This window comes from Pseudophaeobacter profundi (assembly GCF_029697505.1).
In the GTDB taxonomy this organism is placed as follows: Bacteria; Pseudomonadota; Alphaproteobacteria; order Rhodobacterales; family Rhodobacteraceae; genus Pseudophaeobacter; species Pseudophaeobacter profundi.
Genome location: NZ_JARJEF010000002.1, coordinates 88,393 through 113,088 on the forward strand (window position 1 = coordinate 88,393; position 24,696 = coordinate 113,088).

At 58.4% G+C, this 24,696-nt stretch carries 20 protein-coding genes; 11 read left to right on the forward strand and 9 right to left on the reverse strand.

Annotated features, from left to right (window positions below; translation table 11 throughout):
* Positions 1–65: 65 nt before the first annotated feature.
* Together P2081_RS03680 and P2081_RS03685 are read right to left on the reverse strand one after the other, a co-directional pair.
* Positions 66–326, reverse strand: a complete 261-nt coding sequence (locus P2081_RS03680) for a helix-turn-helix domain-containing protein (protein WP_278921536.1) — start codon at positions 324–326, stop codon at positions 66–68.
* 427 nt (positions 327–753) lie between these two features.
* Positions 754–1,215 (reverse strand): HIT family protein, encoded by a 462-nt coding sequence (locus tag P2081_RS03685; protein WP_278921537.1) that lies wholly within the window; start codon positions 1,213–1,215, stop codon positions 754–756.
* A gap of 462 nt (positions 1,216–1,677) precedes the next feature.
* On the opposite strand from P2081_RS03685, the gene P2081_RS03690 reads away from it, so the two are divergent.
* Positions 1,678–2,826, forward strand: coding sequence for an HPP family protein (locus P2081_RS03690; protein WP_278921538.1), 1,149 nt, complete (start codon positions 1,678–1,680; stop codon positions 2,824–2,826).
* Between the two features lie 144 nt (positions 2,827–2,970).
* Here the strand turns inward: P2081_RS03690 and tkt are convergent, their stop codons facing one another.
* Positions 2,971–4,992: a transketolase gene (gene tkt, locus P2081_RS03695; RefSeq protein ID WP_278921539.1), complete on the reverse strand. Its 2,022-nt coding sequence runs from the start codon at positions 4,990–4,992 to the stop codon at positions 2,971–2,973.
* Positions 4,993–5,298: 306 nt separating this feature from the next.
* On the opposite strand from tkt, the gene P2081_RS03700 reads away from it, so the two are divergent.
* Together P2081_RS03700 and P2081_RS03705 are read left to right on the forward strand one after the other, a co-directional pair.
* A complete protein-coding gene (locus P2081_RS03700; RefSeq protein WP_278921540.1) occupies positions 5,299–6,057 on the forward strand; it encodes a colicin transporter in 759 nt (252 codons plus the stop codon).
* Positions 6,057–6,455 carry a cell division protein ZapA gene (locus P2081_RS03705; protein ID WP_278921541.1) on the forward strand — a complete coding sequence of 133 codons (399 nt, stop codon included), beginning with the start codon at positions 6,057–6,059 and terminating at the stop codon, positions 6,453–6,455. The genes P2081_RS03700 and P2081_RS03705 overlap by 1 nt, the downstream gene beginning before the upstream one ends.
* A gap of 166 nt (positions 6,456–6,621) precedes the next feature.
* Here P2081_RS03705 and grxD read toward each other — a convergent pair whose 3' ends face one another.
* The 4 genes from grxD to P2081_RS03725 all read right to left on the reverse strand — a co-directional run bounded on the left by grxD (position 6,622) and on the right by P2081_RS03725 (position 11,135).
* Complete coding sequence (gene grxD, locus P2081_RS03710; protein WP_278921542.1) at positions 6,622–6,984, reverse strand: Grx4 family monothiol glutaredoxin; 363 nt, start codon at positions 6,982–6,984, stop codon at positions 6,622–6,624.
* 122 nt (positions 6,985–7,106) lie between these two features.
* Positions 7,107–7,343, reverse strand: coding sequence for a BolA/IbaG family iron-sulfur metabolism protein (locus P2081_RS03715; protein WP_278921543.1), 237 nt, complete (start codon positions 7,341–7,343; stop codon positions 7,107–7,109).
* A gap of 183 nt (positions 7,344–7,526) precedes the next feature.
* Positions 7,527–9,692 carry a phosphoribosylformylglycinamidine synthase subunit PurL gene (gene purL / locus P2081_RS03720; protein WP_278921544.1) on the reverse strand — a complete coding sequence of 722 codons (2,166 nt, stop codon included), beginning with the start codon at positions 9,690–9,692 and terminating at the stop codon, positions 7,527–7,529.
* A 537-nt stretch (positions 9,693–10,229) separates the two neighbouring features.
* Complete coding sequence (locus P2081_RS03725) at positions 10,230–11,135, reverse strand: LysR family transcriptional regulator (protein ID WP_278921545.1); 906 nt, start codon at positions 11,133–11,135, stop codon at positions 10,230–10,232.
* A gap of 167 nt (positions 11,136–11,302) precedes the next feature.
* Here P2081_RS03725 and P2081_RS03730 point away from each other — a divergent pair, with 167 nt between their 5' ends.
* The 8 genes from P2081_RS03730 (at position 11,303) to P2081_RS03765 (ending at position 21,839) form a co-directional block, all read left to right on the forward strand.
* On the forward strand, positions 11,303–14,725 hold the full coding sequence (locus P2081_RS03730) for an indolepyruvate ferredoxin oxidoreductase family protein (RefSeq protein ID WP_278921546.1): 3,423 nt from the start codon (positions 11,303–11,305) through the stop codon (positions 14,723–14,725).
* Positions 14,726–14,925: 200 nt separating this feature from the next.
* Positions 14,926–15,855 (forward strand): lysophospholipid acyltransferase family protein, encoded by a 930-nt coding sequence (locus tag P2081_RS03735; RefSeq protein WP_278921547.1) that lies wholly within the window; start codon positions 14,926–14,928, stop codon positions 15,853–15,855.
* A 23-nt stretch (positions 15,856–15,878) separates the two neighbouring features.
* Positions 15,879–16,688 carry a glutamate racemase gene (gene murI / locus P2081_RS03740; protein WP_278921548.1) on the forward strand — a complete coding sequence of 270 codons (810 nt, stop codon included), beginning with the start codon at positions 15,879–15,881 and terminating at the stop codon, positions 16,686–16,688.
* Between the two features lie 156 nt (positions 16,689–16,844).
* Positions 16,845–17,873 (forward strand): N-acetyl-gamma-glutamyl-phosphate reductase, encoded by a 1,029-nt coding sequence (gene argC / locus P2081_RS03745; RefSeq protein ID WP_278921549.1) that lies wholly within the window; start codon positions 16,845–16,847, stop codon positions 17,871–17,873.
* A 21-nt stretch (positions 17,874–17,894) separates the two neighbouring features.
* A complete protein-coding gene (gene ccmE, locus P2081_RS03750) occupies positions 17,895–18,338 on the forward strand; it encodes a cytochrome c maturation protein CcmE (protein WP_278921550.1) in 444 nt (147 codons plus the stop codon).
* 155 nt (positions 18,339–18,493) lie between these two features.
* A complete protein-coding gene (locus P2081_RS03755) occupies positions 18,494–20,464 on the forward strand; it encodes a heme lyase CcmF/NrfE family subunit (protein WP_278921551.1) in 1,971 nt (656 codons plus the stop codon).
* Complete coding sequence (locus P2081_RS03760; RefSeq protein WP_438826525.1) at positions 20,461–20,949, forward strand: cytochrome c-type biogenesis protein; 489 nt, start codon at positions 20,461–20,463, stop codon at positions 20,947–20,949. The genes P2081_RS03755 and P2081_RS03760 overlap by 4 nt, the downstream gene beginning before the upstream one ends.
* Positions 20,950–21,062: 113 nt before the next feature.
* Complete coding sequence (locus tag P2081_RS03765; protein ID WP_278921552.1) at positions 21,063–21,839, forward strand: enoyl-CoA hydratase-related protein; 777 nt, start codon at positions 21,063–21,065, stop codon at positions 21,837–21,839.
* Positions 21,840–22,113: 274 nt separating this feature from the next.
* Here the strand turns inward: P2081_RS03765 and P2081_RS03770 are convergent, their stop codons facing one another.
* The gene (locus tag P2081_RS03770; RefSeq protein WP_278921553.1) at positions 22,114–23,088 is read right to left on the reverse strand and encodes a calcium-binding protein; all 975 of its coding nucleotides are present in this window, start codon (positions 23,086–23,088) and stop codon (positions 22,114–22,116) included.
* A 285-nt stretch (positions 23,089–23,373) separates the two neighbouring features.
* A complete protein-coding gene (gene gltA / locus P2081_RS03775; RefSeq protein ID WP_278921554.1) occupies positions 23,374–24,669 on the reverse strand; it encodes a citrate synthase in 1,296 nt (431 codons plus the stop codon).
* Between the last annotated feature and the right edge of the window lie 27 nt (positions 24,670–24,696).

A 24,696-nucleotide genomic window follows, 5' to 3' on the forward strand; every position in this document is an offset into this window, starting at 1 on the left:
CACCTTGGAAGGTTGCGGCGGGATCGTCGGCTGAGTGTCGGCGGTCGCCGTCGCGGGTTGAGGGATCAGTGTTTCGGCGGAGGTGCCTTCAGTCGCACACCGCGTCCGCCCGCGGTGCTGGCGGAGCCTTCTCCGATGAGCTCGACGCCGGCAAGTTCAAGCGCCGCGACCACCTTGGTAAGGCTCTCTACGATGCCACGGACATTGCCGCTGCTGGCCTCCATGCGTTGGATCGTCGGCACGGATAATCCCGCCAGTTCGGCCAGGGTTTTCTGGTCGATACCGAGCAGGGCACGCGCCGCGCGCATTTGAGGGCCAGTGATCATGAGGCATATTCCACATTGGATAAGAGCCAAATAAAACATGGACTATGATATGTCAAATATCACTTTTGAGTGGCGAGTCACATCCATGAGGGTTTGTAGACAACCCCCATCGTTTTCGGCGATTGCGATAGCCGCGATCATTGGACCAGGGCTTGGCGCGATAGGTTTTTGAAGGTCGGGCCGACCGGCCGAATTATTCTGAACGACAGTGAATAAATATCTGCAATCAATGTGCAATTGGCAGCGAAGGCTTCCAAGCGTAACGGACCTTCGCTTCACAATGCCGCACGGCAGCTTTGTCGGCGCCCTGCGTGAATTCGTGGTTTCAGATTTCCGTCTCATCTTAACTCCTTGACGGTTCAGATGAGCCAGAAACCTGCCGTTATGCAAATCTCTCAATCAGGCCCACAGGTGCTGAAGGCAGACATCATGGCTCAGGTAGCGTATCACTGCCAAGCTGTGGCTGGGTTTTCCATTCAGCAAGCTTCTGCCAGGCAAGCGCTAAGCCGCCCAGACTAGGGGGTAAAGAAAATTCCTCGAAGCCGTCTTCGAGATACCGCGCCGAGGTGACATCATGGCGGTGAAACATAGGCACAACATGGGCATGGGCGGGCGGAACGTGGATGCCGGTGTAGAAGGCCGAGACGCGCTCTGCACCCCATTCACGCTTCATCGCGCGTGCCAACTGCTGTCCCGTAGACATGATCCGTAATGCGGTGGATTCCGGCAGATCCTCGAACCAGGGATGGTGCTGCTTGGAATTGATCAGAGCGTGGCCTTCGCGGATCGGGTGAAGATCGAGAAACGCAAGCACGAGATCATCCTCGATGAGCTTGTGTGCGGGCACTGCCGCACGGGCAATCTGGCAAAAGATGCAGGTATCGGTCATTCAAGTCCCTATTCAGAAGCGACATGCCCAGGCCCGCTACAACGTCTGGTGCCTGCCGCAAGACAATGCTGAAACGGCTAGGAAATTGCTGACGTTGTACCGTATGTCCGAGGTCTGCCGTGATCCCGCAGCTTCACCCATGCGTGCAGCCGCCTGCGGACCGGCAGCTTTCAAATGGCGACCCAGATGCCTGCCCACTGAATAGCCCTGCGATCGCTTCTGGTTCAGTCGGTTGCTTCGGGCTGCCTGCAAACTTCACACCAAGCCTAACATCCGTCTGGGTTTCTATAGGGCGGTGATCCAAGTGCTGCATCTTCGCAAGGCGCCGGCGCAAAGCAGGCCGCCGCGCGCGACTAACAGGGACGGCCGGGCGATGACTGCAGCGGTATCTCAATGAGATGACAGGTTGAATCTTTCACAAACTGATGAAATTTTGCGCACAACTCATCTGGAGGCGCGCATTTGCTTACTTTAAAATCACTTGGCCCCGCCGTGGCCCGTGTTTCAGGCGTTGAAGCCATACGTGCCGGGCTTGGTGCCCTCATCGGTTTGGGGTTAACCGGACTTTTTCTTTTGTCTCCTCAGATCGACCCGGAATTGGGGCTCTATCTCGTCGCTCCATTCGGGGCGTCCTCCGTCCTCCTCTTCGCGCTGCCAAACAGCCCTCTGGCGCAACCTTGGTCGGCGATTGTCGGCAATACCGTGGCCGCCATCGTAGGCGTGGCCGTGTGCCTCCTGGTGCCGGATCAGACGCTGCGGATCGCCCTTGCAGTGGGTCTTGCGATCACCGCAACCATCCTGTGTCGCGCCGTTCATCCTCCTGCAGGTGCGGTCGCTATGACTGCCGCCATGTCCCCGGACGCCATCGCACAACTGGGGTTCTGGTTCGCGCTTGCCCCCATAGCTATCGGAACGGCGACTCTCGTAATGCTTGCGACCCTCTACGCAAGGCTCACCGGGCGGCACTACCCGTTCCGGCAATTCGACGATCCTAGCAAGCATGCAACAGAAGACCGCAACCCGACAGAACGGCTGGGTTTATCCGAGCAAGAGCTGACTGGTATCCTCGAACGGTACAGCCAATCCTTCAATCTCGGCGTCGAGGATCTCGCGCGGCTGATCGGCGCGGCAGAACTCCTGGCCGCAGCGCAATCGTCTGGCCCCGTGACCGCACAGGATATCATGTCCCGCAACCTCATCACCGTCAGCTTGGAGACCTCCCTCGGCGAGATCGCGGACTTGTTTCGACAGCATCGGTTCACATCACTACCCGTCGTGGGGGCCGACAAGGCGTTCAAGGGGGTCATATTCCAAATGCATCTCATCAACCAGGCCCGGGCCGACGCGCTGCGCCTGGAGCGAGGCTACTGGGCCGCGCTACGGCGTCTTCTGGACCGTGAATGGCAAAAGCCGATGACTGCAGGGGACATCATGAGCGTAGCTGTACCCCGCGCGACCGCCGACACTCCGATCGCGGCGTTGCTCCCAATGATGGCGGACGGGGATACTGATGCCGTCCCCGTGCTCGAATATGGAAAAGTTGTCGGCATTGTCACTCGGACGGACCTGATTGCCGCAATCGCCAGAAATGCGGCCCGCGGTCGAGGATGATCTTCACCCCTCCGGCAGGCAGCTATGAACCTGAATGGCCTAGGTGAATGTCGGGTTGGTCCGCTTAGCTGACATTACATGACAAAAAAGGGCACCCAATTGGGTGCCCTTTGTGTTCTTATGTGTTCTTACTGAACTGTGGTTTTACCCTAGCAGCTCTTTTACCTTGGCGACGGTGGCCTCGGCGGTGATGCCGAATTTTTCGAACAATTCACCTGCGGGCGCCGAAGCACCAAAGCGGTCCATGCCGATAAATCCGGCCTTTTTCTCCTGACCACGTTCGCCCATCAACCAGCGATCCCAGCCGCCGGCGCGCATTGCGGCCTCGATGCCGACGCGGACGGGGCCTGCGGGCAGCACCTTGCGGCGGTAGGCTTCGTCCTGCTGCGCAAACAGCTCCATGCAGGGCATGGAAACCACGCGGGTGCCGATGCCTTCGGCTTCCAGCTTGGCCTTGGCCTCCATCGCCAATGACACCTCGGACCCGGTGGCGATCAGGATGGCCTGACGCTTGCCGGTCGCCTCGGCCAGCACATAGGCGCCCTTGGCAGTGAGGTTGTTCAGCTTGTGCTCGGTGCGCAGGGTGGGCAGGTTCTGACGGGTCAGGGTCATCACCGAAGGGGTTTCCTTCTCGGTGAGGGCCACTTCCCAGGCTTCAGCCGCTTCAACCGCATCCGCGGGGCGGAACACATAGGTGTTGGGCGTGGCGCGGCAGATTGCCAGATGCTCCACCGGCTGGTGGGTCGGACCGTCTTCGCCAACGCCGATGCTGTCGTGGGTCATCACGAACACTGTCGGGATCTTCATCAGCGCGGCCAGACGCATGGCAGGGCGGGCATAGTCGGTGAAGCAGAAGAAGGTGCCGCCATAGGCGCGGATACCGCCGTGCAGCACCATGCCGTTCATCGCCGAGGCCATGCCGTGTTCACGAATGCCCCAGTACACATAACGCCCCTTGCGATTGTCGGTGTCGAACATCCCGAGATCGCCGGTCTTGGTGTTGTTGGAACCGGTCAGATCAGCCGAGCCACCAACGGTTTCGTGCATGATCGGGTTGATCACCTCCAGCGCCATTTCCGATGCCTTGCGGGTGGCGACCTTTGGCTGCTGCTCAGAGACCTGTTTTTTCAGCGCCTTGATGGTGGCTGACAGCTTCTTGGGGGCTTCCAGCGCATAGGCGCGGTTAAAGCGATCCTGCTTTTGCTGCGAGACCTCGGCAAAGCGGGCCTCCCATGCGGCGCGATCTGTCGCACCACGGCTGCCGATCGCTTCCCACTGCGCCTTGAGATCTGTCGGCACTTCAAACGGTCCGGCTGTCCAACCATAGGCGGCCTTGGCAGCGGCCATCTGGTCGGCATCGGTCAGCGCGCCATGCCCCTTGGAGGTATCCTGCGCGGCATGGCCCAGGGCGATATGGGTCTTGCAGGCGATCATCGAAGGTTTCTTCGATTTCTTGGCTGCGGTCAGGGCCTCATCAATCGCGAGCGGATCGTGGCCATCGATTTCAATCACCTGCCAGCCAGAGGCACGGAAGCGCTGAACCTGGTTGGTGCGGTCGGACAATTCAACCGTGCCATCGATGGTGATATTGTTGTTGTCCCACAGCACAATCAGCTTGCCCAGTGAATGGCGTCCGGCCAGGCCGATGGCCTCTTGGCTGATGCCTTCCATCAGGCAGCCGTCGCCTGCGATGACATAGGTGTGGTGATCGACAATCTTGCGGCCATACTGGGCGCGCTGCATTTCTTCGGCCATGGCAAAACCAACGGCGTTTGCAATGCCCTGACCCAGCGGGCCGGTGGTGGTTTCAACCGCATCCAGCAGGAAATTTTCAGGATGGCCCGCAGTCAGCGCGCCCAACTGGCGGAAATTCTTGATCTGATCCAGGGTGACCTGCTTGTCACCACACAGATAAAGCAGAGAATAGATCAGCATAGAACCGTGGCCGGCCGACAGGATAAAACGGTCGCGGTCTGGCCACTGTGGTGCGGCGACATCAAACTTCAGATGCTTTTCAAACAGAACGGTGGCAACATCGGCCATACCGATGGGCATGCCTGTGTGGCCGGAATTGGCGGCGGCTACGGCGTCAAGTGCAAGGGCACGGATGGCCGCAGCCTTGTTCCAATGATCGGGGTTGGCGGTGCGCAGGGCTGTCAGATCCACTGAAGTCTTCCTTTGGGTTACCAGGCTGGTCTGCCGCTCAATAACAGTGACAGCCCAAAGATCAAGCTTTCTGCGCCATTCCCTGCCTGTAGCGCGAAGTCAGCGCCGCAAGTGCTTGAAAGCAATGGGGGGGTGTTTTACTTCTGCTTCCGTTAAGCTGCTGCCGATCTGGACAGCGCAAAGCGATTCGCTATGGTCTGGCACTGAACGGTTCGGATCTGCGGGGCCAAAGCTGGAAGAATGCGGCTGGTAAGCGGCGCCGGCAATAGAGATAAGGGCAGTACGGATGAGGGGTGAGGGACAGGTATGACGCAGATCGAAGAGTTGCAGGGGCGTATTCTGGCCGCGATGGAGCGGATCGGCTCTGGTGTTGGCAGGCTGGAACAGGCGCATGCCGCAGCCAAGGAAGAGGCCAAGCTTGCAGCGGATACCTCTGTTCTGGAACAGGCGCTGGATGAAGAAAAGACCGTAAATGCCCAGCTGGAAGAGCGGGTCAAGGTCCTGCATACCCGGCTGCAAGAGCTGGAGCAGGCCGCATCCGCTGCGGCCGCTGCACCCGATATCGGCGATATGGAAGCACTGCAGGCAGAGCTGGAGTTGTTACGCAACGAAGTCGGCAATACCGATGAAAAGGATGCGCTGAAGCAGGAAGTTCTGCGGTTGCGGGCCGCGCTGGAAAGTGCGGGCAATGGGCTGGCTGCCGAGAAAGAGGCGCTGGAGGTCCAGCTTGCTGAGCTTGCCGAGCAAAATCAAGACCTTAAGGTGCAAATTTCAGAGCTTTCCAATGTAGGTGAGGGCGATCTTGGTACGGCGGTGGATCAGGCCGCGCTTGAGGCGGAGATCAGCGCCTTGAAAGATCAGCTGGCGCAGAAAGCTGCCGCAGCGCCCGCGCCGGACAGCGATGAGCTGCAAGAATTGCGCAGCGCCAACGCGGTGTTGAACGCAGAAAACGAAAGCCTGCGCGTCGCCCAGGCGAGAGATCAGGCCCAGGTCAATGCAGTCCTGGCCAAGCTGGAGCCGCTTTTGGCTTCGGCGCAACATCTGCCGGAAGGAGAGGAAGTCTGATGCCGGAAATCACCATTCATATCGGCGGACGTGGCTTTGAAGTCTCTTGCCAGGTGGGCGAGGAAAGCTATCTGCAATCTGCCGCCAAGATGCTTGATGACGAGGCTCAGGTTTTGTCGGATCAGATTGGCCGGATGCCGGAGGCACGTATGCTGCTGATGGCGGGACTGATGCTGGCCGATAAGACGGCCTCTGTCGAGGACCGGATCAAAGAGGTCGAGGCAGAACTGGCTGAACGCGTCGCAGAGCTGGAAGCCCTGCGAAACGCCCCCGCCCCAGAGCCAGAGCGCATCGAGGTGCCCGTGGTGCCGCCGCAGGTGCCGGAAACCCTGGCAGAACTGGCCGCTCGGGCAGAGGCGCTGGCGCAGCATCTGGACGAAAAAACCGCAGCGACATAGGCGTGGGTGTTTGGGGCCTGTGCACCTGGTAAGGCGTGACAGGTCATTGACCAAGCATCTTGATCGCACCGCGACAAAGCAAAAGACCCTTCCGGTGAAAACCGGAAGGGTCTTTTGCTTTGTAGCCGAGCGGGGCGCACAGGCCTACGGTGATACGCGCGATGGCTTAGCCGTTGGCTTCGCGGATCTTATCTGCGGCGTCCTTGTCAAAGGCGATATCATTGTCGGCAAACATGCCGTCCAATTCGCCAGACAGGGTCATTTCGGTAATGATGTCGCAGCCGCCAACAAATTCGCCTTTGATGTATAGCTGTGGAATGGTCGGCCAGTCCGAATATTCCTTGATACCGGCGCGAATGTCTTCGTCGGCCAGCACATTCACATCGGTGTAGTCCACACCGATATAGTTCAACACGCCGGCCACGCGGGAGGAAAACCCACATTGTGGCATGTCTTTGGTACCCTTCATAAAGAGCACCACGTCACTGGCTTTTACGGTTTCGTCGATGCGGGTCTGTGCGTCGCTCATATCTATAGGTGTCCTTTTGGCGATGCCGCCTTTGGCGGTTTTGTTCGATATATGGTAACAGCTCTAGAAAAGTCCAGATCGCCAGCATCGCCAAGGCAGCGGCGGCAATCAGGCTGTTACTCTCAATCTGGCGCTTTGGTCGTCAGGGCCAGGGCGTGCAGCTCTCCGTTGGAGCCGTCCATCTTGCCTTTTAGTGCGGCATAAACTGCGCGTTGCTGCTGCACGCGGTTCTTGCCGCGAAAGCTCTCGTCCACCACCATGGCAGACATATGGACGCCGTCCTGGCCTGCGACCTGAATCTCTGCGTCCGGGAAGGTCTGGCGCAGGAGGTCTTCGATTTCTTGAGCTTGCATTGGCATTGGATCTGTCCTTGGCATTTGGTCTTGTTGTGAAACTTAGGGTGGCCTTGGGGTCAGTGCAAGCACTCAAGCCACAAGAGCCGCACGCAGATAGCCCGCAAGGCGGGGGCGCGGGCACAAAGGCGGACATGAAAAAGGCGCGCAAACCTCGCGCGCCTTTTTCAATGATGTGAAATCCGGGCCTTAAGCCACTGAGGCGGCAAAACTGCTGCGGAAGATCTCTTTCAGCTCTGCCAGTGGGGCCTCGGAGCCGCCGATTTTAACGCTGTCGCCGGTGAATCTGCCTACGGTCGTCAGGGTGACACCCGCCTGGCCCGCCGCGAGCATCAGCCCCTCGGCCTGGTCAAAGTTGCAGGCCACCAGATAGCGCGCCTGATCCTCGCCAAACAGCGTCGGGGTATCGCTTGCGTCGATCTGGACGCCAACGCCAGCCTCTTCGGCCAGTTCAAACGCCGCAAGGGCCAGGCCGCCATCGCTCAAATCGGTACAGGCCTTGATCAGGTCGCGGTTGGCGCGGATGAATTCACCGTTGCGCTTTTCCGCTTCCAGATCAACGGTAGGGGCATCGCCATCTTCGCGGTTGAAGACCTCAGCCAGAAGCGCCGACTGGCCCAGATGGCCAAGGGTTTCACCAATCAGCAACGCGATATGGCCGTCGCGGGCTTCGCCGGTGATCGGGGTTTCGCCCGCAGCAATAAGCCCAACCGCGCCAATCGTTGGCGTGGGCAGGATGCCCTGACCGTCGGTTTCATTATACAGCGACACATTGCCCGACACGATGGGCATATCCAGCGCGGCCACCGCTTCGCCTATGCCCTGCAACGCGCCGACGAACTGGCCCATGATTTCGGGCTTTTCGGGATTGCCGAAGTTCAGGTTGTCGGTTGTTGCCAGAGGTTTGGCGCCTACAGCTGTCAGGTTTCGATAGGCTTCGGCCACCGCCTGTTTGCCGCCTTCAACCGGGTTGGCCTTGACGTAGCGCGGCGTCACATCCGAAGTGAAAGCGAGGCTTTTTTCGGTGCCATGCACCCGGACGATGCCTGACCCTGTGCCGGGGCGGCGGGATGTGTCGCCCATGACGGTGGTGTCATATTGTTCATAAACCCACTGTTTGCCGCCATAGTTGGGCGAGGCAATCAAGGCCTTCAGCCCATCAATGGGATCAATGGTGGGGACATCGGCGTCGGTCAGCGGCTCGGCCGGCGGGGTGGCCACCCAGGGGCGGTCATATTCGGGCGCAGTCGAGGCCAGTTTCGACAGCACCAGATCGGCCTTGGTCTCGCCGTTGTGCAAGATCAGGAAACGGTCTTCGGCGATGGTTTCACCGACAATGGCAAAATCCAGATCCCATTTTTCAAACACTGCACGGGCGTCTGCTTCGAGTTCTGGCTTCAGCACCATCAACATGCGTTCCTGGCTTTCCGAGAGCATCATCTCATAAGCCGTCATGTTCTCTTCGCGCTGGGGGACATCTTCGAGGTTCAGTTTGATGCCCAGCTTGCCCTTGTCGCCCATTTCCACCGCCGAGCAGGTCAGACCCGCCGCGCCCATGTCCTGGATCGAAATCACGGCGCCGGTTTGCATCAGCTCCAGCGTGGCCTCCATCAGGCGTTTTTCGGTGAAGGGGTCGCCGACCTGTACGGTGGGGCGTTTTTCTTCAATGGTGTCGTCAAATTCAGCCGATGCCATGGTGGCACCGCCAACACCGTCGCGGCCGGTTTTCGCACCAAGGTAGACCACCGGCATGCCAACGCCCGAGGCGGCAGAGTAGAAAATGCTGTCGGTCTTGGCCAGGCCTGCCGCGAAGGCATTGACCAGGCAGTTGCCGTTATAGGCAGGGTGAAAGCGGACTTCACCGCCGACGCAGGGTACGCCAAAGCAGTTGCCATAGCCGCCGATGCCTTCGACCACACCGTTGACCAGCTGCCGGGTCTTGGGGTGAGAGGGCTCCCCAAAGGAGAGCGAGTTCATCGAGGCGATAGGGCGCGCGCCCATGGTAAAGACGTCGCGCAGAATGCCACCAACACCAGTGGCCGCGCCTTGGTAGGGTTCGATGTAAGAGGGGTGGTTGTGGCTTTCCATCTTGAAGACCACCGCATCGCCATCACCGATATCGACGATGCCCGCGTTTTCGCCGGGGCCGCAGATCACCTGTGGGCCAGTCGTGGGCAGGGTCCGCAGCCACTTCTTGGAGGACTTGTAAGAGCAGTGCTCATTCCACATGGCCGAGAAGATGCCGAGCTCGGTGAAGCTGGGTTCACGACCGATGATCTCTAGAATCATGTCGTATTCTTCAGAGTTCAAACCGTGGCTTGCGATCAGTTCGGGTGTGATGGCTGGTTCTTGCATGGCGCTGTTTTGGCCCCCCATGGTGCTACTGAGGCGGCTTTTAGAGCATGCTTGGCGAATGGGGAAGGGGCTTTCTTATGGCGCAGTCCGCTGGCGGGCGCTCTGGTCGGGCCAAGGCGGGCCTGGCGAAATCAGCGGTGCATGAGGCACAGGCCTGCCCGGTTGTTGTGCGGGACCGCGAGAATGCGCACAAATATGCGGCATCCGCGACGCGCAGAGCGCAAAGAGCCCCAGAGCGCTTGCGGCGCGCGCCGGGCAGCGACATCTTCGGCCAAGCACATCGGGCGAGGGCTGTTTGCGCTTATGTCCAAAGCCACCAAAGGGGCCAAAGCCCGGCCTGCTGGCAAAAGGCCCAAAAAAAAGGCCGAGCACTAAGCTCGGCCGAAGTCCAACAGGGAGGTATGAAGACTGGCAAGTGCCGTTGTCTTCATGCGCTTCATTTAGGGTTATGGTGCTGCCCCTTCAAGGGTTTTAGTTCCGTTAATGGACATTTCCGCTATGCGTTTATTGCATGGCTTGCTGCGGACCCTGCGGCGATCAGATTTTGCCAAGCTCTTTCATGTTTTTGCGGTGCGCCATGATCTCTGTCTGGACAAAGTCACGGAAGGCGGAAACTCGTTGAGAATGACGCAGCTCTTCCGGGTATGCCAGATAGACCGGCACGCCACTGTTATCGTCATTGGGCAGCACTTCGACCAGATCCGGAAAGTCCTCTGTGACATAGTCGGGCAGGATGCCAATTCCCAGGTCATGCAGGACCCCCTGCAAGACACCAAAATAGTTGTTCACCGTCAGCAGTGAGCCAGGATTATGCGTCATCAGCCGCTGCACCAGCACCGCAGCCTGACCCACCTGCGCCGAGCGCTGGTTCTGGCAGATCAAGCGGTGGGCACTGATATCTTCCGGCACCTGCGGGATGCCGTTGCGATCCAGATACTTGCGCGACGCATAGAGCTGCATTTGCACGGTCATCAGACGCTTGCGCACCAGATCCGCCTGGCTTGGCTCTTTCATGCGGATCGCCACATCGGCTTCGCGCATTGGCAGGTCAAGCACCCGCTCTTCCAGCATCAGATCGATCTTAAGGTTGGGGTATTTGTCAAACAGCTTGGTCAGGCGTGGTGCCAGCCAGAGGGTGCCAAAGCCAAAGGTCGTGGTGACGCGGAGCTCGCCAAACACCTCTTCCTCGCTGTCGCGGATCCGGGCCGATGCCGCCTCAAGCCGCATTGACATGGATTTGGTGGCATCAAACAGCAATTCACCCTGTTCGGTCAGAATCAAGCCGCGCGCATGGCGGTGAAACAGCGTTGCATTCAGGCTTTCTTCAAGCGCGCGCACCTGTCGGCTGACCGCAGATTGGGACAGGTTCAACTTGTCGCCTGCATGGGTCAGGCTGCCGGCATCGGCGACCGCATGAAAAATTCTGAGCTTATCCCAATCCATATCCGCCTCTTTCGATCTGTTTGTAACAGACTATATGAAATCACAAGGGTTTATCAATTTCCCGCGACAACGCGAGGGAAAAATGGAAAAACCGCCTATACAGGTCAACAATTATGACCTAATATTGGGCAAAGCACTGCAAGCTAATTTATGGTTGGGAGGCCCGGATGAGCACGCAAAAGATCTCGCTCAATGACAAATTTGACCTGAGCAAATCGCCCGTCATGTTGAATGGTACACAGGCGCTGGTGCGCCTGATGCTGATGCAAAAGGCGCGTGACAAGGCGGCGGGGTTGAATACTGCTGGTCTGGTGACGGGGTATCGTGGTTCACCTCTGGGGGCGGTGGACATACAGATGAACCGGGCGGAAAAACACCTGAAAGGTGCCGATGTGACCTTTCAATACGGTCTGAACGAAGATCTGGCTGTGACCGCCCTGTGGGGCGCGCAACAGGCCGAAATCCGCGGCGAAGGCAAATATGACGGTGTTTTTGGCCTGTGGTACGGCAAGGGGCCTGGGGTTGACCGCTCGGGCGATGCCTTCCGCCATGCGAATATGGCAGGCAGCTCAAAAAACGGCGGTGTTCTGGTTGCCATGGGCGACGACCACACCGGCGAGAGCTCGACAGTGCTGCACCAATCAGAATGGTCACTGCTGGATTGCTACCTGCCGGTTCTCAGCCCGGCTGGGGTGCAGGAGATCCTTGATTATGGCATCTACGGATATGAACTCAGCCGTTTTTCCGGGCTTTGGGTTGGCCTGAAGACGATGAAGGACACCATCGAGGTGACCTCGGTTGTCGATGGCAATCCGGATCGGGTGCAGCTGGTGCGGCCAGAATTTGACATGCCAGCCGATGGGTTGAATATCCGGCTGGCGGATGATCGCTTCCAGCAGGAAGACCGTATTATCGATTACAAGCGCTTTGCCGCCGAAGCCTTTAGCCATGCCAACAAGATGGACAAACGGGTCTGGGGTAAGCCGGGGGCCAAGATCGGTTTTGTGGCTGCGGGCAAAAACTGGCTGGACCTGGTGCATGCGTTGGATCTGCTGAACATCGATGAAGCAATGGCCGAACGTCTGGGCATCACCACCTATAAGGTTGGTCAGACCTGGCCAATGGATATGAAAGGCTTTAACGTCTGGGCCGAAGGCCTTGATCTCATTGTGGTTGTCGAAGAAAAGCGCAAGCTGATCGAGATCCAGATCAAAGAGGCGATTTTTGATGACCGCCGGGGCCGCCGGGTCTATGGCTGGTACAAGGGGGGCGCAGGTTCCACGCATCGCGAGGAGCTGTTCCCAACAAAATATGCACTTGATCCGATTATGATCGCTGAAAAGCTCGGCGGTATCCTGATCGAAGAGGGCCGCGATACAGAGGCGATCAAGGCTGGCCTCGCATCGCTGGATGATGCAAGACGGGCGGACAATGTCGAAGAAATTGCAGCGCGTCTGCCCTATTTCTGTTCGGGCTGCCCGCATAACTCTTCAACCAGACTTCCCGAAGGTAGTCGCGCCTACGCAGGCATTGGTTGCCACTTCATGGTGCAGTGGATGGACCGTGAAACCACCGGGTTCACCCATATGGGCGGCGAGGGCGCCAACTGGATCGGTGAGGCACCGTTTTCCAACCGGAAGCATGTGTTCCAGAACCTCGGCGATGGTACCTATAACCACTCTGGCGTTCAGGCGATCCGCGCGGCCCTCGCAGAGGGCACCAATATCACTTATAAAATCCTGTATAACGATGCGGTTGCCATGACTGGTGGCCAGCAGGCCGAGGGTGGATTGACCGCGCATCAGATCGCACATGAGCTAAAGGCCATGGGCATGAAGACCATCGCCGTGGTCTATGATGACAAGGAAGACATAGACGCCAAGCTGTTCCCGGCGGGTATGCGGATGCATGAACGCGCCGAACTGATGGATGTCCAAAGAGAATTCGAAGAGGTCGAAGGCGTCTCGGCCATCATCTACATCCAGACCTGTGCCGCAGAAAAACGCCGTCGGCGCAAGCGGGGCCAGTTCCCTGATCCGGATCAGCGGGTCTTTATCAACCCGGATGTCTGCGAAGGCTGTGGCGATTGCGGTATTCAGTCCAACTGCGTCTCTATTGTGCCAAAGGAAACGGAACTGGGCCGCAAGCGAGCGATCGATCAAAGCTCTTGCAACAAGGATTTTTCTTGCCTCAACGGGTTTTGCCCCTCGTTCCTCACGGTTGAGGGCGCCAAGATCCGCAAGGAAGCAACAGCAGAGTTGAAATTGCCAGATCTGCCTGATCCCAAACTGCCTGAGATTGACGGCACCCATAATGTGGTGATCACCGGGGTTGGTGGCACCGGGGTTGTGACCATCGGCGCCGTGTTGGCACAGGCAGCCCAGATTGATGGTATGGGGGCTGGTATGATGGAAATGGCTGGTCTCGCCCAAAAGGGCGGCGCTGTGCATATCCACTGCCGACTGGCGAAACGCCCCGAAGACATTAGCGCCATTCGGGTCTCTACCGGTGAGGCCGACGCGCTGATCGGCGGTGATCTGGTGGTCAGCGCCGGGGCCAAGACCATTGGTTTGATGAAAACCGGTCGTACCGGCGGGGTGGTCAACAGCCATGAAATCATCACCGGTGATTTCACCCGTGACACTAATTTCCATTTGCCTACCGACCGTTTGGAAGTTGCTCTTCAAGCGCGACTGCAGGATAAGCTGGCGCTGTTTGATGCCTCTGAACTTGCGCGCGCGACCATGGGGGATTCGATTTTCTCCAATATGATGGTCTTTGGCGCGGCCTGGCAGCAGGGGCTGATCCCGGTCAGCCATGACGCCATCACCGAGGCGATTGCCCTGAATGGTGCTGCGGTCGATCGCAATCTGCGCGCCTTTGAGATCGGCCGCTGGGCTGTGGTTGACCCGGCAGAGGCCGCCCGGATCTCCAAGCCGTCCAATGTGGTCGAGATGCCAAAAACGCTGGAGGACAAGATTTCCTTCCGTAGCGATCAGTTGGTGGCCTATCAGGGGGCTGGGCTGGCCAAGCGATATGCCAAACTGCTCTCGGGCATTACCGATCCCGCGCTGAAAGAAGCCGTTGCCAAGGGCTATCATAAACTTCTGGCCTATAAGGATGAATACGAAGTTGCCCGGCTTTTGCTATCGAGCCATGAAAAAGTAGCCGCAGAGTTTGAAGGCGATCTCAGGGTCTCTTACAATCTGGCGCCGCCAATCTTTGGGGGCAAGCTGGTCAATGGCCGTCCGCAAAAGCGCAAGTTTGGCCCCGGTTTGACCCGGTGGTTGCGTCTGCTGGCCAAGATGAAGTCGCTGCGCGGTACGCCGCTGGATCTGTTCGGCTATACCGCTGAACGCAAGATGGAGCGTGCTTTGATCAAGCAGTATGAGGCGGATATGAAGGCCTGGCTGCCCCAGTTGAACGCAGACACGCGCGATGCGCTTATCGCCCTGGCAGAGCTGCCCTTGCAGATCCGTGGCTTTGGCCCGGTCAAACTGGAAAGCGAAGCCAAGGCGGCCAAGCGCCGCGAGGAGCTGCTGATCGCGCTCAGCCAGGCTGGAAACCCGGCAAAAAATGCCGCTGAATGACCTTCGCTTTGGTCGCTAGGGTGTTGTAAATAAAAGGAAGTGCCAGAATATCTGGCGCTTCTTTGCGGTGTGATTCTGCGCCCCGTGCAGGAAAAATGCGCAGGGATGAATGCCCTGTCGCCATTTTGTCATACCCCTGTTACCCCTCGCTGCGACGTGTAGGGGGCAGGTGCCTGCCTGCCGCAGCAATGAGGCAGCCAATGACCCGCCCTGACAGTGCCGCAATCTCCGTCGAAGTGACAGGCGGTGCCCCTGGCAACCCGCAGCAGATCGCGCGACAGATTTCCTATGCCCATTCCGCTGAAAGCCTGGCTGGGCGGGCGGTTATCCGCCTGATGGAAAACACCACTGGCCGCCTGCAGTTGATCAAGCGCGCCAAAGGCTATGAGCAGGAGTTGCAGGCTGGTGCGGATTTTTGGAACGTCATCGCAAAGCGCTATGGGCTGAGCCTGGATGTGGTCGGCGGCGCGATCTGCAATATCCCCAGGGATCAACCGGTGATCCTGATTGCCAACCACCCCTATGGTATTCTGGATGGGTTGATGATGGGTAAGATCCTGGCCGACGCGCGTGGCGATTTCCGCATTCTGGCGCATCAGGTGTTTCGTAAAGCCAGTGATCTGGAGCGGGCGGTGCTGCCGATCTCTTTTGCCGCCAGCAAAGAGGCCCTGCGCTTGAACATACAGACCCGCAAGACCGCGCTTGGCTATCTGGGGCAGGGCGGTGCCATCGGGATCTTTCCCGGCGGGACAGTTTCAACCGGGGTGCACCCCTTTGCCCATCCGATGGATCCGCGCTGGCGCGGCTTTACCGCGCGGATGGTGGCCAAATCAGACGCGGTGGTGGTGCCGGTCTATTTTGACGGCCATACCTCGCGGCTGTTTCAGATCGCCAGCCATTTGCATGCGACCCTGCGCATGGGGTTGCTGATCAAGGAATTCAAAAACCGCGTCGATACCCCCGTGAAAGTTGTCATTGGTGCGCCTATCGGGCGCGACAGATTGAACCCTCTGGTGGGGGATACAAAAGGAATGATGGATTTCCTGCGCAAAGCCACGTATGAGCTGTCTCCGAAACCACTCAAATCCTATGACTATGGGTTTGAGTTCGAGGAAAAGCATCGCGCCTGAAATACGGGCCTGAAAGTGAGACCATGGCTGTTGGTATCTTTGATTCCGGCCTCGGCGGGCTGACCGTCCTGAAAGCCGCCCAATCCCGTCTGCCGGACGTGGATTTTTTGTATTATGCAGACAGTGCGCGGGCACCCTATGGTGTGCGCGACGCTGAAGACATCTATCAGCTGACCAAATCTGCGGTGCAGGATATGTGGTCAAAGGGCTGCGATCTGGTCATTCTGGCCTGCAACACAGCATCAGCGGCGGCGCTGCGGCGGATGCAGGAAGAGGGCCTGCCTGCGGGCAAGCGGGTGCTTGGCGTCTTTGTCCCCCTGATCGAGGCGATGACCGAACGTCAGTGGGGTGACAATAGCCCGCCGCGTGAAGTTGCCGTAAAACATGTCGCACTTTTTGCAACGCCTGCAACGGTTTCCAGCCGCGCCTTCCAGCGTGAACTGGCCTTTCGCGCCATTGGTGTCGACGTCGAGGCCCAGGCCTGCGGTGGCATCGTTGATGCCATAGAAGACGGTGATATGATCCTGGCCGAAGCCCTGGTGCGCAGCCATGTCGAGGCCTTAAAGCGCAAGATGCCCGAGCCGCAGGCTGCCATTTTGGGGTGCACTCATTACCCCTTGCTGGAATCCTGCTTCCAGGATGCCTTGGGCGCCGACGTAAAGGTCTTTAGTCAGGGCAAACTGGTGGCCGACAGTCTGGCGGATTATCTACAGCGCCACCCACATATGCAGGGGTCGGGCGCGGGCGGCTACTACACCACCGGTAATCCTGATCGTGTCAGTGACCGCGCAACGCAGTTTTTGCGACGACAGATCTCTTTCCAAGCAGCCTGATACGTCGGGCCGTCGATTTGGGAATACCATCGCAGGTCAGCTTGGCCAAATCTCGCGAGAGTATGACCCAGAACAACGACAGATCACGTTATTTCCCTTTGTCTCGCCGGTATTCGGCTGGGACTGACCCACCAACATATCAAGACGAGGTCCGACATGACCCATAAAGTGGCAATTCTTGGCGCCAGCGGCTACACGGGCGCAGAGCTGGTCCGGCTGATTGAAAATCACCCCAATATCGAAATCGCGGCCCTTTCTGCTGAACGTAAGGCCGGGCTGACCATGGCAGAGGTCTTTCCGCATCTGCGTCACATTGATCTGCCAGTGCTTTGTAAAATCAGCGAAATCGACTTTGCCGAGATCGACCTGTGTTTCTGTGCCCTGCCGCATAAGACCAGCCAGGAAGTGATTGCCGCGCTGCCGAACACGCTGAAGATCGTTGATCTGTCAGCGGATTTCCGGCTGCGGGATCCAGCGGAATATGAAAAATGGTATGGCAACCCGCATAGCGCCCTCGCACAGCAGAAAGAGGCGGTCTATGGCCTTAGCGAATTTTACCGCGAAGAGATCAAAACCGCACGTCTGGTAGCCGGTACCGGCTGCAACGCGGCTACTGGCCAGTTTGCGCTGCGCCCCCTGATCACCGCGGGGCTGATTGATCTGGACGAGATTATTCTGGATCTGAAATGTGCGGTCTCCGGGGCCGGGCGGGCGCTCAAGGAAAATCTGCTGCACGCCGAGCTGAGCGAGGGATATAACGCCTATGCCATTGGCAGTACCCATCGACATCTGGGGGAGTTTGATCAGGAATTTTCGGCCCTTGCCGGACGGCCCGTCAAGGTGCAGTTCACCCCGCATCTGGTGCCGGCCAATCGCGGCATTCTGGCGACCACCTATGTGAAAGGCGATGCGCGTGCGATCCATCAGGCTCTGGCAGTGGCATATGGCGATGAACCCTTCATCGAGGTTCTGCCCTTTGGCGAAGCGCCCAGCACGCATCATGTGCGGGGATCAAACTTCTGCCATATTGGGGTCGCAGCGGATCGCCTGGAGGGGCGCGCAATTGTCTTTGCCGCGCTGGATAACCTGACAAAAGGTAGCAGCGGCCAGGCCTTGCAGAATGCCAATCTGATGTTAGGTGAAGAGGAAACAGCCGGGCTGATGATGGCGCCGCTCTTCCCCTGATCGCAAACGAAAGTTGTGCAGATGAAAAACCTTAAAAAACAACGTCGTATTCAGGTGGTCGCCCTTGCGGTGGTTGCCTTGGTGGTTTCCACCGTTGCGATTGGGACTGCACTGAAAGACGGCATCAACTATTTCCGCTCTCCCAGCCAGGTGGTGGAAACCCCGCCCCCCGCGAGCGAGGTTTTTCGCATTGGTGGCCTGGTTGAGGATGGCAGCCTGATACGCGGCCAGGGCGAAGTGGTGCGCTTTTCCGTGACCGATGGCGGTGCCACGGTTCCGGTGACCTTTACCGGCGTTCTGCCGGATCTGTTCGAAGAGAACCAGGGCATGGTTGGCACCGGAAGCCTGGTAAACGGTGTGTTTGAAGCCTCTGAAATCCTTGCCAAACACGACGAAACCTACATGCCCAAAGAAGTGGTGGATGCGCTAAAAGAGCAGGGCGTTTACCAAGATCCTGAAAGCTGATTGCAGCATAGGGTTCGCGCATATCTTTGCCACTGTGCCACCGGTGCAGGGGCGGGGATCCTGGTACAAGACATCACTCAATCGCGATTGCCTGCGGCGGCGGGACGCGGGGTTTTCCATTTGCCTCCTGCTGGCTTAGGACTATAGAAAAAGACATGATTACAGAGCTCGGACATTTCGCCCTTATCCTCGCCTTCATGATTGCCATCGTGCAGATGGTGGTGCCGCTGATCGGAGCCCAGAAACGCTGGCCGGGCTGGATGGCCGTGGCTGAACCGGCCGCACAGGCGCAGTTCTTTTTCACCGCTTTTGCCTTTGGTGCGCTGGTCTGGGCCTTTGTCACCTCTGATTTCTCGCTGCGGCTGGTGACCTTGAACAGCCATTCGGCCAAGCCGATGCTGTATAAAATTTCCGGGACCTGGGGAAACCACGAAGGCTCCATGCTGCTTTGGGTGTTGATCGTGGCCCTGTTTGGGGCTTTGGCTTCGGTCTTTGGCAATGGGCTGCCGCAGACATTGAAGGCGCGGGTTCTGGCGGTTCAGGCCTCGATCGGGGTGGCGTTCTTTGCCTTTATCCTGTTCACATCAAACCCTTTCTTGCGCCTGTCGGTGCCGCCCTTTGATGGCCAGGATCTGAACCCGCTGTTGCAGGATCCCGGTCTCGCCTTTCATCCGCCCTTTCTTTACCTGGGCTATGTCGGCCTTTCTATGGCCTTTTCCTTTGCCGTGGCCGCCCTGATCGAAGGCCGGGTGGATGCGGCCTGGGCGCGGTGGGTGCGCCCATGGACCCTGGCGGCCTGGATCTTTTTGACCATCGGCATCGCGCTTGGCAGCTGGTGGGCCTATTACGAATTGGGCTGGGGCGGTTTCTGGTTCTGGGATCCGGTTGAAAACGCCTCTTTCATGCCCTGGCTGCTGGCGGCTGCGTTGTTGCACTCTGCCATCGTGGTGGAAAAGCGCGAAGCCCTGAAGAGCTGGACAATCCTTCTGGCCATTCTTGCCTTTGGCTTTTCGCTGATCGGTACCTTTATCGTGCGCTCTGGCCTTCTGACCTCGGTGCATGCCTTTGCCAATGATTCCGAGCGCGGGATTTTCATTCTGATGATCCTTGCCTTCTTTACCGGCGGGGCGCTGACGCTGTTTGCAGCCCGGGCCCAGTCGATGCAGGCGCGTGGCGTCTTTGGGCTGGTCAGCCGCGAAGGGGCGCTGGTGACCAATAACATCTTGCTGGCGGTGGGGTGCTTTGTGGTCTTCTTTGGTACCCTGTGGCCGATCGTGGCCGAGATGGCCTTTGACCGGAAGCTGTCGGTTGGCCCCCCCTTCTTCAACGCTGCCTTTACGCCCTTTATGGTGCTTTTGGGCGCGGCCTTGCCGATTGGGGCCATGATGCCGTGGAAACGCGGCAAGCTGCGTCGTACCTTGTACAAGCTGCGCTATGCCTTCGGGCTGGCGCTGGCGCTGGCGGTGCTGGCCTGGGCGATGCAGACTGGCCGGTCGGGGCTTGGGCCTATAGGGCTGTTTGTCGGGGCCTGGGTGGTCTTTGGTGCTGCGGTGGATCTGTGGGGCCGCACCGGCAGCCTGGGGCGTATGTTGCGCCTGCCACGGGCGGATTGGGGCAAGGCCACAGCCCATGCAGGGCTTGGCGTCACCATCTTTGCCATTGCCGGGCTGACCGCCTGGGAACAGGAAGACATCCGCGTTGCGCAGATTGGCCAGCCCTTTACGGTTGGCGCTTATAGCTTGACGCTCGACTCGGTCGAACGGGCGCGTGGCCCGAACTACTTTACCACAATGGGCACGGTTTCGGTGCGCAGGTCTGGTAGCGATGTTGCGGTGCTCTATCCTGAAAAACGTGACTATCCCGTAGCCAAGATGCCCACCACCGAGGCTGCCATCGATTACCGGCTGCTGCGCGACCTTTACGTGGTGATCGGCGATCAGCAGGACAATGGCGGCTGGACCGTACGGACCTATATCAAACCCCTGGCCAACTGGATCTGGGGCGGTTGTCTGCTGATGGCGCTTGGCGGTTTGCTCAGCCTGAGTGATCGACGGTTCCGCGTGGCTGCGGGCGCTGGCAGAGGGCAGGCGGGTAGCGTCAAACCAACAGGGGTGGCCGCAGAATGACCGGTTTGAAACCCTATTTCGGTGCCCTGACCTTGGCGCTGGCCATGTGTATCGCCTTGCTGCCGACATCCTCGGCTGCGGTGCAACCGGATGAGGTGCTAGGCGATCCAGTTCTGGAAGAGCGCGCGCGTGAGCTTTCGCAGGATCTGCGCTGCCTGGTTTGTCGAAATGAGAATATTGATGAATCCAACGCCGAGCTGGCCCGCGATCTGCGCATCCTGGTGCGCGAGCGCCTGGTGGCAGGGGACAGCAACTCAGAGGTGATCGAGTTCGTGGTAGATCGCTACGGCGAATATGTGCTGCTGCGGCCTACCACCACCGGGGCGAACTGGCTGCTTTGGGCGGCGGGTCCTTTGATGTTGCTGCTGGCTTTGGCGATGGCGGGGGGCTATATGCGCGCCCGTGGTCGGGCTGCCGCGGCAGAGGGGGACGCCGATCTGAATGACGAAGAGCAGGCCCGCCTGAACAAAATTCTAGATCAATAAAACTGGTTCATGTGACGCCGGGTCCGGACTTGCGGTTCCTGCGCATTGCGGCAGGGTTATGGCCAGGATGGCCAACTTGGCCCTGTGACCAACTGCATAGAAATGAGGCTGTGATGGACTACAAGGAAATTCTCTACCGGCTTGACGATGGTCTGGCGATTGTCACCCTGAACCGTCCGACCAAGATGAACGCCCTGACCGGCCAGATGCGGGCCGAAATCACCCATGCGATGAAGCGCGCTGCCGAGGAGGCCCGCGCCATTGTTCTGACCGGGGCTGGCACCGCCTTTTGTTCGGGCCAGGATCTGAGCGATGCCTCTGGCAATAGCGATCTGGATCTGGAGCGCACCCTGCGCGACGAATACACCCCGATGTTGGAGGCGATCTACGATTGCCCGGTGCCCACCCTGTCGGTGATCAACGGTCCGGTGGCCGGGGCTGGGGCCAATCTGGCGCTGGCGGCGGATGTGGTCATCGCGACAGAGAGCGCCTATTTTCTGCAGGCTTTTGCGCGGATCGGCCTGATGCCGGATGCAGGGGGCACCTGGTTCCTGCCACGCCAGATGGGCCTGGCCAAGGCCATGGGCGCGGCACTATTTGCCGATAAGATCTCGGCCAAACAGGCCAGTGATTGGGGCATGATCTGGGAAGCCATCCCAGACGAGGATTTTGATGCCCATTGGCGCGCCCGCGCCGCCTATCTGGCGAATGGCCCGACCAAGGCCTTTGGCGCCATCAAAACGGCGATCCGCGACAGCTATGGTAACTCTCTGTCTGAACAGCTGTCGCAAGAGGCACATCTGCAGGGGGAATGCGGCAAGACCCGCGATTTCAACGAAGGTGTTACAGCCTTTCTGGAAAAACGCCCGGCCAAGTTCGAAGGGCGCTAGAACATATTGCGCAAGACCGGTGACCGGTCTTGCGCATCTGGCACACTTGCGAAATCAAGCAGGCAGGCCCGTCGCGTGAAGGCGACAAGCGCTGAGGGCACATTGCATATCAGGCGCGCGGCCCAAGGACAGAAAGAGACGGCATGAAACCGACGGGTCTGATCCCGTCGGTTTTTTCATGACCTATCGCAAATTGAAAAACCCGCACCGGACTGGCAGGTCCGGCACGGGGAAATCACAACTCTTGGCGCCTTCAGGGCAAACCCAACGCGGGTTACCCGCTTCGGACGCCGTTCACCAGCAGTAGATGTTCGGCCAGATCAAACGAGTCATCCTGGTCTTCAACCCGTATCACCACGGCGCCATTGGCCGAGATCACCGCATCCGAGGTTCCGTCGTCATTTTCTACCATCTCCATCGACAGGTCTGGCTCGCCGTCTGCGGGATCATAGGCGTAGATCAAACGATCTTCATCCGGGGTGAAATCGGTGACAGTTGCGGCGTCACCGCCTTCCAGCCAAGAGGCCGTCAGCAGTGTGTCAGCGCCGCTGCCACCGGTGACCGTATCATTCACACCAAAGATGACCGTGTCATCCCCGGAACCGCCAAAGACATGGTCCCCTTCGGTATCGCTATCGTCTGAGAAGTCGATTTGCAGTTGGTCGAGCAGGTTGGCAATGCCGTTGTCAGGCTCTGGATTGGCCAGAAATTCAGCCTCGGCAGTGGCGTCCATGGTGCCGCTGGCGACAATCACGTCATTGCCTCCGTCGCCGTGCAATGTATCAGTGCCGGTGGCGTCAATCAGTACGTCATCGTCACGACCGCCACGGCTTTGGTCGTCGTCCTCGCCGCCCATGACCAGATCATTGCCATGGCCACCAAAGACGCTGTCATCGCCCGCGCCCCCCTGGACTGTGTCATGACCGCCGTCGCCAAAGACCCGGTCATCGCCGTCACCACCGTCTAGGTTATCGGTGCCGTTTTTGCCAAGAATGGTGTTGTCAGTTTCGTCTCCGACAATTTCGTCGTCACCGCTGGCACCGGTGAAGGGATCGATGCTATCGCCGCCGCCTGTGTCGGTACCGCCTGTGTCGTCACCGCCGCCAGTATCTCCACCACCGGTATCTCCACCACCACTGGTGTCCGAACCGCCGTCAGTATCGCTTGAAATGTTGTCGTCATCATCATCATCAATAATGAAGGCAACGCCTGCAATGAGGCCAACCCCCAACAGAGCCATCCACAACATGAAAATTCCCCCAGAAAATATAAATATTTCATAAAAATTACTGCAATCTTTGCGCGAATAATAGGGAAATTGATTTCAATTTGAGTTGAAAAATCGATTTGATTTGAACAATCCCGACATTCGACGCCAATTGTCTTTTATCCAAGGCTAATCCCCAGCGCGCCGGGACGCACCGATATGGTGCTTGGACTGCCCAGGGGGACGGGGACGAACGGCCCCGATGAAACAAGAAAAGCCCCGCCGAGAAGGCGAGGCTTTGCATCTGTTTATCTGTCGCGCCGCAGATTAGCGGTTTTCGATATCGACATAGTCGCGCGTGGTCTGCCCCAGATAGAGCTGACGTGGGCGGCCAATTTTGTTTTGTGGATCTGCGATCATTTCTTTCCACTGCGAGATCCAGCCAACGGTGCGCGACAGCGCGAAGATCGGCGTGAACATCGAGGTCGGGAAACCCATGGCTTCCAGAATGATGCCGGAATAGAAATCCACATTCGGGAAAAGTTTCTTTTCCTTGAAATAGGGATCATTCAGTGCGGTCTGTTCCAGCTCTTTGGCGACCTGCAGCAGTGGGTTGTCTTCCACACCCAGCAGTTCAAGCACCTCATCGGCGGATTGTTTCAGCACGGTGGCGCGTGGATCGGTGTTCTTATATACCCGGTGACCAAAACCCATCAGGCGGAAAGGATCATCCTTATCCTTGGCGCGGGCGATGAATTCGGGAATGCGGTCAACCGTACCGATCTCTTTCAGCATTTCCAGGCAGGCCTGGTTGGCGCCGCCATGGGCCGGACCCCAAAGGCAGGCAATGCCGGCTGCGATACAGGCAAAGGGATTTGCACCAGAAGAAGAGGCCAGACGCACAGTCGAAGTAGAGGCGTTTTGTTCGTGATCGGCGTGCAGGGTGAAAATCCGGTCCATTGCGCGGCTCAGGATCGGGTTCACGTTGTATTCTTCGGCCGGAACCGAGAAGCACATGTGCAGGAAGTTTGCAGCGTAGTCCAGATCGTTGCGCGGATACACAAATGGCTGGCCGATAGAGTATTTATAGGCCATGGCCGCAATTGTCGGCAGCTTCGCAATCAGGCGGATCGAGGCAACTTCGCGCTGCCAGGGATCAGAAATATCAGTGGAATCGTGGTAGAAGGCAGACATCGCGCCGACAACACCAACCAGCGTTGCCATTGGATGCGCATCGCGGCGGAACCCACGGAAGAAGTTGTGCATCTGTTCATGCACCATGGTGTGACGGGTCACACGCGCTTCAAAATCTTCCAGTTGTGTCGCGGTTGGCAGCTCACCGTAAAGAAGCAGATAGCAGACTTCCAGATAGTGCGATTGCGAGGCAAGCTGGTCGATGGGATAGCCACGGTGCAGCAATTCACCCTTGCCACCGTCGATGAAGGTGATGGTGCTGTCGCAGCTGGCGGTCGAGGTGAAACCCGGATCATATGTAAAAACGCCGGCTTGGGCGTAGAGTTTACGAATGTCCAGAACATCAGGCCCAGCGGTCGGCGAGAAAATGGGAAGCTCATAGTCTTGGCCATTCAGGCTGAGCTTTGCGGTCTTCTGTGTCTCGGTCATAGATGTTCCTTCCTGTATCAGGCACAA

Coding starts and splice junctions, on each gene's coding strand:
- gltA (WP_278921554.1), bottom strand. CDS start 24,669: ATGACCGAGACACAGAAGACCGCAAAGCTCAGCCTGAATGGCCAAGAC.
- P2081_RS03735 (WP_278921547.1), top strand. CDS start 14,926: ATGACCCGCCCTGACAGTGCCGCAATCTCCGTCGAAGTGACAGGCGGT.
- ccmE (WP_278921550.1), top strand. CDS start 17,895: ATGAAAAACCTTAAAAAACAACGTCGTATTCAGGTGGTCGCCCTTGCG.
- P2081_RS03760 (WP_438826525.1), top strand. CDS start 20,461: ATGACCGGTTTGAAACCCTATTTCGGTGCCCTGACCTTGGCGCTGGCC.
- P2081_RS03725 (WP_278921545.1), bottom strand. CDS start 11,135: ATGGATTGGGATAAGCTCAGAATTTTTCATGCGGTCGCCGATGCCGGC.
- P2081_RS03700 (WP_278921540.1), top strand. CDS start 5,299: ATGACGCAGATCGAAGAGTTGCAGGGGCGTATTCTGGCCGCGATGGAG.
- P2081_RS03765 (WP_278921552.1), top strand. CDS start 21,063: ATGGACTACAAGGAAATTCTCTACCGGCTTGACGATGGTCTGGCGATT.
- purL (WP_278921544.1), bottom strand. CDS start 9,692: ATGCAAGAACCAGCCATCACACCCGAACTGATCGCAAGCCACGGTTTG.
- P2081_RS03705 (WP_278921541.1), top strand. CDS start 6,057: ATGCCGGAAATCACCATTCATATCGGCGGACGTGGCTTTGAAGTCTCT.
- P2081_RS03685 (WP_278921537.1), bottom strand. CDS start 1,215: ATGACCGATACCTGCATCTTTTGCCAGATTGCCCGTGCGGCAGTGCCC.
- murI (WP_278921548.1), top strand. CDS start 15,879: ATGGCTGTTGGTATCTTTGATTCCGGCCTCGGCGGGCTGACCGTCCTG.
- P2081_RS03770 (WP_278921553.1), bottom strand. CDS start 23,088: ATGTTGTGGATGGCTCTGTTGGGGGTTGGCCTCATTGCAGGCGTTGCC.
- P2081_RS03715 (WP_278921543.1), bottom strand. CDS start 7,343: ATGCCAATGCAAGCTCAAGAAATCGAAGACCTCCTGCGCCAGACCTTC.
- grxD (WP_278921542.1), bottom strand. CDS start 6,984: ATGAGCGACGCACAGACCCGCATCGACGAAACCGTAAAAGCCAGTGAC.
- P2081_RS03755 (WP_278921551.1), top strand. CDS start 18,494: ATGATTACAGAGCTCGGACATTTCGCCCTTATCCTCGCCTTCATGATT.
- P2081_RS03730 (WP_278921546.1), top strand. CDS start 11,303: ATGAGCACGCAAAAGATCTCGCTCAATGACAAATTTGACCTGAGCAAA.
- argC (WP_278921549.1), top strand. CDS start 16,845: ATGACCCATAAAGTGGCAATTCTTGGCGCCAGCGGCTACACGGGCGCA.
- P2081_RS03680 (WP_278921536.1), bottom strand. CDS start 326: ATGATCACTGGCCCTCAAATGCGCGCGGCGCGTGCCCTGCTCGGTATC.